This window comes from Streptomyces tricolor (genome assembly GCF_002155905.1).
GTDB lineage: Bacteria > Actinomycetota > Actinomycetes > Streptomycetales > Streptomycetaceae > Streptomyces > Streptomyces tricolor.
Window position 1 is genome coordinate 1 of sequence record NZ_MUMF01000617.1, and the last position, 8928, is coordinate 8928.

7 protein-coding genes are annotated in these 8928 nt (G+C 74.2%); 4 read left to right on the forward strand and 3 right to left on the reverse strand.

Annotated elements, in window-relative coordinates; translation table 11 throughout:
- The 4 genes from CCN44_RS35485 to CCN44_RS35500 form a co-directional block, all read left to right on the forward strand.
- A partial coding sequence (locus CCN44_RS35485; RefSeq protein ID WP_244204017.1) for a thioesterase domain-containing protein occupies positions 1-1368 on the forward strand: 1368 nt, incomplete at its 5' end.
- Positions 1369-1434: 66 nt separating this feature from the next.
- The gene (locus CCN44_RS35490) at positions 1435-3108 is read left to right on the forward strand and encodes an amidase family protein (protein ID WP_086702669.1); all 1674 of its coding nucleotides are present in this window, start codon (positions 1435-1437) and stop codon (positions 3106-3108) included.
- 153 nt (positions 3109-3261) lie between these two features.
- On the forward strand, positions 3262-4134 hold the full coding sequence (locus CCN44_RS35495; RefSeq protein ID WP_202430341.1) for an ABC transporter ATP-binding protein: 873 nt from the start codon (positions 3262-3264) through the stop codon (positions 4132-4134).
- Positions 4131-6659, forward strand: coding sequence for an ABC transporter permease (locus CCN44_RS35500; protein WP_059253105.1), 2529 nt, complete (start codon positions 4131-4133; stop codon positions 6657-6659). Before CCN44_RS35495 ends, CCN44_RS35500 begins: the two co-directional genes overlap by 4 nt.
- A 111-nt stretch (positions 6660-6770) precedes the next feature.
- Here CCN44_RS35500 and CCN44_RS35505 read toward each other — a convergent pair whose 3' ends face one another.
- The 3 genes from CCN44_RS35505 to CCN44_RS35515 all read right to left on the reverse strand — a co-directional run bounded on the left by CCN44_RS35505 (position 6771) and on the right by CCN44_RS35515 (position 8845).
- A complete protein-coding gene (locus CCN44_RS35505) occupies positions 6771-7784 on the reverse strand; it encodes a methyltransferase (protein ID WP_086702672.1) in 1014 nt (337 codons plus the stop codon).
- Complete coding sequence (locus CCN44_RS35510; protein WP_086702675.1) at positions 7771-8466, reverse strand: DUF6875 domain-containing protein; 696 nt, start codon at positions 8464-8466, stop codon at positions 7771-7773. The genes CCN44_RS35505 and CCN44_RS35510 overlap by 14 nt, the downstream gene beginning before the upstream one ends.
- 115 nt (positions 8467-8581) lie before the next feature.
- The gene (locus CCN44_RS35515) at positions 8582-8845 is read right to left on the reverse strand and encodes a YbaK/EbsC family protein (RefSeq protein WP_086702678.1); all 264 of its coding nucleotides are present in this window, start codon (positions 8843-8845) and stop codon (positions 8582-8584) included.
- Between the last annotated feature and the right edge of the window lie 83 nt (positions 8846-8928).

An 8928-nucleotide genomic window follows, 5' to 3' on the forward strand; every position in this document is an offset into this window, starting at 1 on the left:
GTCATCGTCCGCGAGGACCGACCCGGCGACCAGCGCATCGTCGCCTACGTCGTCCCCGCCGACGGCGTGGACGAGGACGGGGTCGACACCACCGGTCTGCGGGTACGGGCGGCGGGCGAACTGCCCGAGTACATGGTGCCGTCGGCGTTCGTCGTCCTGGACCGGCTGCCGCTCACGCCGAACGGGAAGCTGGACCGGCGGGCGCTGCCCGCGCCGCCGACCGACCGAGCGGACGGCGGCAGGGGCCCGCGCGACGCCCGCGAGGAGGTGCTGTGCGCCCTCTTCGCCGAGGTCCTCGGGGTGGAACGCGTCGGCATCGACGACAACTTCTTCGACCTCGGCGGGCACTCGCTGCTCGCGACCCGGCTCGCCGACCGCATCCGGGGCGCCTTCCCCGTGGAACTGAGCCTGCGGGACCTGTTCGGGATGCCGACGGTGGCGGAGGTGTCCGCCTGGCTCGACGCGGGGACCGCGGTGCCGGGCAGCGCGGACCGGGGTTTGGAGCCGCTGCTGCGGCTGCGGTCCACGGGGGACGGGGTCCCGCTGTTCTGCGTGCATCCGTCGGTGCCGCTGAGCTGGTGCTACACCGGGCTCGCGGGCGAACTGGAGCCCGTCTGGCCGCTGTACGGGCTGCAGAGCCCGGGCCTCACGGACGACGGTCCGCTCCCGGCCGGCCTGGACGCCCTGATCGACGACTACACCACCCGGATCCAGCAGGCCTGGGCCTTTGGGCCGTACCGGCTGCTGGGCTACTCGCTGGGCGGCACCCTCGCCCACGCGATCGCCGCCCGGCTCCAGGACCGGGGCGAGGAGGTGGAGCTGCTCGCCGTGCTGGACGCCTACCCGGGCGTGGAGGCGGAGGCGAGCCCGCTGGACGAGGAGCAGGTCCTCGCGCGGCTCTACGCCGACCTCGCCCAGGACGCCTCGGGAGTACCGGACGCCGCGGGCACCGGCCCGCGCACGGCCGGTGCCGCCGCGGACCCGGTCGTGCCGGGTGACCTCGCGGGGCAGCGGGCGGCGGTGCTCGCCTCGCTGCGGGCCGGTTTCCCGGAGGGCTTCACCGACGCACGGCTGTCCCGGATGCTGGATGTGATGGTGCACGCGGTCGCGGCCGGCAGCCGACGGGAGCCCTCGCCGTTCAAGGGAGACCTGCTGCTGTTCACGTCGACGCGGGGCCGTGCGGAGCCCGGCGCCATGGCCGACGCGTGGCGGCCCGTGGTGACCGGGACGGTGGAGAGTCACCACGTCGACTGCACGCACGACGAGTTGCTGGGCGGGGACCCGCTGCGTGAGGTGGCCGGGGCGCTCGGCCGACGGCTGCGGGACCTCGACACCGGTCCGCGGTCCGGATCCGGTCGCCGCCGATAACGAAACGGAAGCCCGCCTACGTACGGTCTCTGCCACCTGTCGAACACCTATTCAGAGAGCGTGACGATGGCTGGGAAATACCTCTCCTCGATACCCGAGATCCACCGGCGCAGGCTGCTGGGGCTGGGGGCGGCGCTGACCGCCCCCGCCCTGCTCGGTATCGGCGCGCCCCGTGCCGTGGCCGCGCCCGCGTCCGAGCCGCCGGCCGGGCTGCGGTCCGGCCGGTCCACGGGCCGGGGCGGCGGGCTGGAGGAGCTGAGTGTGACCGAGCTGCGGGACCGGCTGGCCTCCGGGAAGCTCACATCGGTCGAGCTGACCACCTTCTACCTGAAGCGGATCGCGGAGCTGAACCACAAGGGCCCGGGGCTGCACGCGGTCATCGAGACGAACCCCGACGCTCTGAAGCTCGCCGCCAAGCGGGACGCCGAGCGGCGGGCCGGGAAGGTCCGGGGGGTGCTGCACGGCATACCGCTGCTGGTCAAGGACAACCTCGCCACGGCAGACCGGATGCACTCCACCAACGGCATGCGGGCGCTGCTGGGCGTCCGGCCGTCGAAGGACGCGACGGCGGTGGCACGGCTGCGGGCGGCCGGCGCGATCCCGCTGGCCAAGGGCAATCTGACCTCGCTCGTCAGCGCGTCCAGCGGGTACAGCCAGCGGGGCGGGCAGACCCGTAACCCCTACAAGCTGGACCGCTCGCCGAACGGCTCCAGCGCGGGTCCCGCGGCGGCGACCGCGGCCGGCCTGTGCGCGGCGGCCATCGGGACCGAGACCATCGGGTCCATCCTCGGCCCGGCGGGTTCCAACGGCATCGTGGGCATCCGGCCGACGACGGGTCTCACCAGCCGTTCGGGCATGTTCCCGGGCGCCCGCAGCTTCGACACCGTGGGCCCGCTGTGCCGTACGGTCGCGGACGCGGCGCTGCTGCTCGGGGTGCTCACCGGGGTGGACCCGACGGACCCGGCGACGGCGGACAGCAAGGGCCACTTCCACCGCGACTACACGCCCTACCTCAAGCCGGGCGGGCTGCGCGGTGCCCGGATCGGCCTGCCCCGGGCGGTCTTCACCGGTTACAGCGCGCACGCGGACGCGGTGGCGGAGCAGGCCGTGAAGGTGCTCGAGGAGGCGGGCGCGGTCGTCGTCGACAACGCCGACATCCCGACCGCCGAGCGGATGATGACGGACCTGGACGCGGCGTTCCTGGTGCAGATCACGGAGATGAAGCACGATGTCGAGGAGTATCTGGCGCGCACGCCGGGCGACCACCCGCGCAGCCTCGCCGAGCTGATCGCGTACAACGAGGCGCACGCGAGCACGGAGCTGGAGTACTTCGCCCAGGACACCCTGCGCGTGCTGGCCGACTTCCCGGGCAAGCCGACGGACCCGGAGTACAAGGAGGCGGTGGCCACCGTGCGCCGGGTCGCCCGCGACGAGGGTGTCGACGCGGCGCTGAGGAAGGACCGGCTGGACGCCCTGATGATGCCGACCGGCGCTCCCGCGTGGAAGACCGACCTGATCAACGGCGACCCCGCCATCATGGGCAGCGCGATCGCCGTGGGCTACGCGGGTTACCCGGCGATCAGCGTCCCCGCCGGCTATGTGCACGGTCTGCCGGTGGGGGTCACCTTCGCGGGCACGGCCTGGAGCGAGCCGCAGCTGACCCGCTTCGCGAGCGCCTTCGAGCAGGCCCACCCGGTGTGGCGGGCGCCGTCGTTCACGGCGGCGAGCCCGGGTCTGTGAGCTCCGATGGTGGGGTTTTCCCCCGGTGATTTCCGGCGTGTGAGTGGCTCGTGCGGGGGCCGGGCGCCGTCCTAGGGTCGCTGTGCCGGCACGCTCCGCCCTTCTGCTCGGCGGGGCGGGCCGGCCCACGCCCCGTGAAGGAGAGGAAGCACCATGTTTCGTCGTTCCCGGCAGCCGCACCCCGAGGGAGGGGGACGTGCCCCGGCCGACCCCGTGCCGGGCGGCGGACGGGGCGCCTGGGCCGGCGACGGCCCGAACGGCGCGGCGGTGACGCTGCGGGACGTGCACCGGCGCTACGGCCGGGGCAGTACCGCGGTGCACGCCCTGCGCGGCGTCAGCATCAGCCTTCCGAAGGGAAGTTTCACCGCGGTGATGGGTCCGTCCGGGTCCGGCAAGAGCACCTTCTTGCAGTGCGCGGCGGGTCTGGACCGGCCGAGCTCCGGGTCGGTGCTGCTCGGGGACACGGAACTGACGAAGATGCGGGAGAACAAGCTCAGCGACATCCGGCTGAACCGGCTCGGTTTCGTGTTCCAGCAGTTCAACCTGATGCCCGCGCTGAACGTGCACCAGAACGTGGAGCTGCCGCTCAAGCTCGCGGGCCGCCCGGTGGACCGGGCCAGGACCGAGCAGATCCTGGCGCGGGTGGGACTGCCCGACCGGGGACGGCACCGTCCGGGCGAGCTGTCGGGCGGTCAGCAGCAGCGTGTGGCCATCGCCCGCGCGCTGATCACCGACCCTGACGTCATCTTCGCGGACGAGCCCACCGGAGCACTCGACACCAGCACCGCGGCCGAGGTGCTCGCGCTGCTGCGCGAGGCGGTCGACGACCTGGGCGCGACCGTGGTGATGGTGACGCACGAGCCGAACGCGGCGGCCTGGGCGGACCAGGTGCTGTTCCTGGTCGACGGCCAGAACACCGACGAGCTGTCGCTGAGCGACCCCCAGGAGATCTCCGCCCGGCTGCGGGCGCTGACCGCACCGGCGGGCCGTCCCAGCCGCGCGGGCCGGATGCGGGGGCAGGCATGACCACCGGACTCGCCCGTGCCCAGATCCGTTCCCGTCCCTCCGCGTTCGTCGGCACGTTCGTCGCGCTGCTCTTCGGCGCCCTGGTGATCATCTGCTGCGGTCACCTGCTGTTCGCCGCGGCCGACGCCGACCAGGCGCCGCAGCGGTACGCGGCCGTGCCGGTGCTCGTCGCGGCCGACCCGGAGGCGGACGGCCGGCCGGTGCCGGACCGGGCCCGGGTGGACGTCTCCCTGGCGGGCCGGATCGCCGCGCTGCCGCAGGTGAAGGCCGCCGTCGCGGACACGGCGTTCCCCGTGACCGTGTCCGCCGGGCACCGTGCGCCGGTGGTGGCCGACGGCCGCCCGGTGTCCACCGTCCGCTTCGCCGCCGCCGGCGGGGACGCCACTCCCCCGGCGCTCGCCGCGGGGCGGCTCGCACTGGACGCGGGCACGGCCCGGGAGCTGGGTGCGGTGCGGGGCACCACGCTGCGGGTGACCGCTTCCGAGGGCACCGCCTCCTACCGGCTGGAGGCGGTCGTCGACTCGCCGCGGCCCGGGGTGTGGTTCGCGGACGCCGAGGCGTGGCGTTTGTCCGGCCACCCGAACCGTGCGGACGCCATCGCCGTGCTGCCGAAGCCCGGCGTCCCGGCGGACCGGCTGGCCGACCAGGTCCGCAAGGCGGCGGGCTCGGCTCGGGTACTGACCAGCGCGGGAGACCGCAACGCCGTGGAGAACCCGGACTTCTCGGTGCTCCAGGAGAACACCATCGGGATGTTCGGCGCGATGGGCGGCCTGAGCCTCTACATCGCCATCTTCGTGGTGGCGAACACCATGGCACTGTCCATCTCGCAGCGACAGCGGGAGACCGCCCTGCTGCGCGGCATCGGCGCCCGCCCCGCCCAGATCCGGCGGACGGCGGCCGCGGAGGCCTCGCTGGTGGCGGTGCTGGCCGTGGCGGTGGCCGTCGTACCCGGGTATCTGCTGGCGCGGGTCCTGTTCGACGCCATGGAGTCGCGGCACCTGATGCCGCCGGGCTCCCGGCTGGAGTTCACCTGGATCCCGGTGGCCGTGGCCGCGTTCGCCGGTCTCCTCGCCGCCGTGCCCGGCAGTCTCATCGCCTCGTTCCGCGCGGCCCGCAGCCGTCCCGCGCAGGCGCTGGGCGAAGCCGCGGTGCCCCGGCGCGGCATCGGCCCGATCCGCCTGCTGATCGGTCTCGCGGCCCTGGCGGGCGCCGTCCTGCTGACCGTCACCGTGCTGGCCGGCGGGGGTACGACGGCGAACAACGCCGCCCCGTTCGTCCTGCTGCTGTTCATGGTGGCCGTGTCGCTGCTCGGTCCGCTGCTCGCCCGTCTCGCCACCGAGGTCCTCGGCCTGCCGCTGCGGCTGACCGGTGTCACCGGTGAACTGGCCACCCTCAACGGCCGGGCGCGGGCACGCCGTCTGTCGTCGGCGATCGTGCCGGTGGCGCTGGTGGTGGCCTTCGGGGTGACCAAGGTGGGGCAGCAGACGTCGCTGTCGCACGAGGCCCGGGTGCAGAGCGAGGCCGCGCTGTCCGCCGACCGTGTCGTGGAGGCGCCCGGCGGGCTGCCGCAGGACCTGGCGGAGCGCGCCGCGCGGGTCCCCGGTGTGGCCGCGGCGACCGGCATCACCGATCTGGGTCTGCTGGTGGGTCCGGGCGACAAGGGCGCCCGGCCCGGCAAGGACTCCGTGCAGGCACGTGCCTTCACCGGTGCGGGCGGGCAACTGGCCCGGAACCTGGACCCGGACGTGGTGTCCGGGTCGCTGTCCGCGGTGCGTCCGGCGGGCGGCGGGGCCGCGGCCGGCACCGTCGCCGTCGAGCAGCGGGTCGCGGACCGGGTGGACACCGCGGTGGGCCGGCCGATCACCCTGTGGCTGGGCGACGGCACCCGGATCCGTCCCGTGGTCGCGGCGACGTACAAACGGGGAACGGGCGTCGGTGACGTGCTGCTGCCCCAGGCCACGGTCGCCGGGCACCTGACCTCGCCGCTGGCCGACCGGATCCTGGTGCGTGCCGACGGCTCACCGTCCGCCGGGCTCGACCGGGGCCTGGAGTCGGCCGTGTCCGGCACTCCTGGGGCCACCGTGCAGACCGCGCGTGCCTTCACCCAGGCCACGCAGGAGGACAGGGAGCAGTTCGCCTGGCTGGAGGCGATGGCGCTGGGCGTCATCACCGGGTTCGCGGGCATCGCCGCGGCGAACACCCTCGCCATGGTGACGTTCGAACGGCTGCGGGAGGTGTCGATGCTGCGGCTGATCGGCATGAACCCGCGCCGGCTGCGCCGGGTGGTGCGGCTGGAGGCGCTGACGGTCGTCCTGGCCGGACTCGGCATCGGCATGGTGATCGCGCTGATCATCCTGCGCCCACTGGTGCAGGCGGCCACCGGGGCGTCCTTCCCCTACCTGCCGCCCGCGCTGCCGGCCGTGGTCACGGCGGTCGCTCTGGTGGTGGGGCTGGCCGCGACGATGCTGCCGCTGCGACGGCTGCTGCGGGTCCGGCCCACCGAGGGGGTCACGCGGCGCGCCTGACCGGCGGAGGCGGGCTGAACCCCGTACGGGAAGGGGCCCCGGGACATCGGTCCCGGGGCCCCTTCCCCGTTCGCGCACGTGGCCGCGGTGGACGCGGCCCGTGCGGCGTCCTCAGCCCTTCGGGGCGAGGACCACGGCGGACAGTTCCCCGCCGTGCTCGACGGTGCGCAGGTCGAGACCGGCGACCGCGGCCAGCCCGGTCCACTCGGCGCGGGTGCGTTCCCGGCCGCCGGTCATCGCCATCATCCACATGTCGTCCATGCGGCGCGGGTCGGGTCCGGCGTCGTCGAGGACGCGCTCCAGCAGCACGACGGTGGCGTCCGCGGAGGTGCGGCGCGCCGCCTCGGCGCAGCCGGTGAGGATCCCGGCCGCCACGTCGTCGGGCCAGTCGTGCAGGATGCTGCCGAGCACGTAGGTGTCGTGGCCCTCGGGGACGGAGGTCCGCATGTCGCCGGGCTCGGCGCGGAACCGGCCGGGGTGGCGGCGGGACAGCTCCTTCGGGACGAGGCCGACCACGTCCGGCAGGTCGGTCAGGGTGACCTGGATCCTGTCGTCGCCGGCCAGCAGCAGCTCGCTGAGCCCGCCGGTGCCTCCGCCCAGGTCGAGCACGCGGGGGCCGCAGTGCCGCAACAGCGCCGGGAGGAGGGGCCGGTACAGCTGATGGGCCCGCATCCGCATGTGCTCGTGGAAGGTCCGCAGGGCCTCGCGGTCGTCGCCGAGGCTGTCGAAGATGGCGGTGCCGTGGGCGAGTTCGTAGCTGGGGCGGCCACCGCTGACCGTCTCGGCGAACGGGCCCCAGGCCGTGAAGAGTGAGTTGTCGGAGAACTCGGCGCGCAGGCTGCCCGGGGTGTCCGAGCGCAGCAGGGTGCCGGCCGGGGTGAGGCGGACCGTGTCGCCGGCGTCGACGTGCAGCACGTCGAGTGTCTCGGCGGCGCGGATCAGGCGGGTCAGCCGGTCCCGGTGCAGGCCGAGCACCTCGGCCAGGTCGCCGGCCCCGATGCCGTCCCGTGGCACCCGGTCGGCGACGCGCAGGGTGCACAGCGCGTACAGCACACGGCTGGGCGCGATGTCGAACAGTCCGGCGAGGCGCCGGCGTTCGTGGTCGAGCGGGTCAGGCACGGGCACGGACGTCCTCCCCCGCCTCGCTCCGGGCGTCCTCGTCGGCCGGGCCGCCGGGGCCCTCCTGCGGCCCGGCCCCCAGCTCCTGCTCGGCCTGCGCGCGGGAGGTCTCGTACAGCTGCGCCCAGGGGGCGACCGCCGAGTCGCCGAACCGGGAGTGCCACACGTCGAGGTAGGCGAGCCGGTCGGCGGGCGGGATCGAGGGGAAGACCAGGAAGAGAATGTCCGTGATCACCATGGTGCGCACGGCGAGCAGCGGGTGCGGGGCGGCGAGCGGCCGGAAGGACGGGTTGTGAATTCCCGGCATGGGATGGCCGGGAAAGAACTCGCCCACCATCTTGCCGGCCGCTATCGCCTCGGCCTTCAGTTCCTGCTGGACGTCGAGGACGATCGCGGCACGGGTGCTTTCGTCCGTGCCGACGGGGACCATGACGAACGCGTTGTAGACGTTGTCGCCCGCGGCGTCCTCGCCGAGCCTGGCGAGTGCGGAACGGGCGGTCGTCTCCAGTCGCCGTTGTCCCCGGGGACCGCTCACGTCGACGGAACTCAGCGCCGCCCGGCCGAGTTTCAGGGACTGTTCCATGAAAGGGCACACGGCGCCCTTGCGGCCGAGTTCGGCGTGCGGCCGCGTCAGGAAGGACCGCAGCCACGCCGCCGTCTCGCCGACGAGATCGCTCTGACTTTCCATCGCATTCATGACGAGTGCTGCACCCCACACCGACATCGGTTTCGGACCGTGAAAGAGGCCGGGCTTTTTCACGCTTTCGACGACGACGCTAGAGACTGCCTTTATCGAGGGGGTATCACAGGGCGGCGGCGCCACCCGGGGGCTCGGTGACCGGCACCGCCTTCGGGCCGGCCGGCGTGCGGTGGTCCTCGGCGGCGAGCGCCACGGACAGGTCGAGCCGCGCGGCGTTGACGTACAGGGTCGGCTCGTCGAAGCGGGCGGGACCGGCGGGCACCGGCAGCCGGTCGTGGCAGGTGAACGGGACGATGCTGCCGCTCACGCAGCCGGTGAGCGCCTCCGCGGCCTTGCGCCGGGCGAGCCGCGCCCCGGCTCCGCCCACTCCCGCGCGACCCGCGCGAAGTCCACCCGCCGGTCGCCGGGGAGCGGCAGGTGCTCACCGTGGTCCCCGGCGACCGGCGGGTG

What these genes read in the sequence shown, in the direction of transcription:
- CCN44_RS35490 (WP_086702669.1), top strand. Translation starts at nt 1,435, where the DNA reads ATGGCTGGGAAATACCTCTCCTCGATACCCGAGATCCACCGGCGCAGG.
- CCN44_RS35495 (WP_202430341.1), top strand. Translation starts at nt 3,262, where the DNA reads ATGTTTCGTCGTTCCCGGCAGCCGCACCCCGAGGGAGGGGGACGTGCC.
- CCN44_RS35500 (WP_059253105.1), top strand. Translation starts at nt 4,131, where the DNA reads ATGACCACCGGACTCGCCCGTGCCCAGATCCGTTCCCGTCCCTCCGCG.
- CCN44_RS35510 (WP_086702675.1), bottom strand. Translation starts at nt 8,466, where the DNA reads ATGGAAAGTCAGAGCGATCTCGTCGGCGAGACGGCGGCGTGGCTGCGG.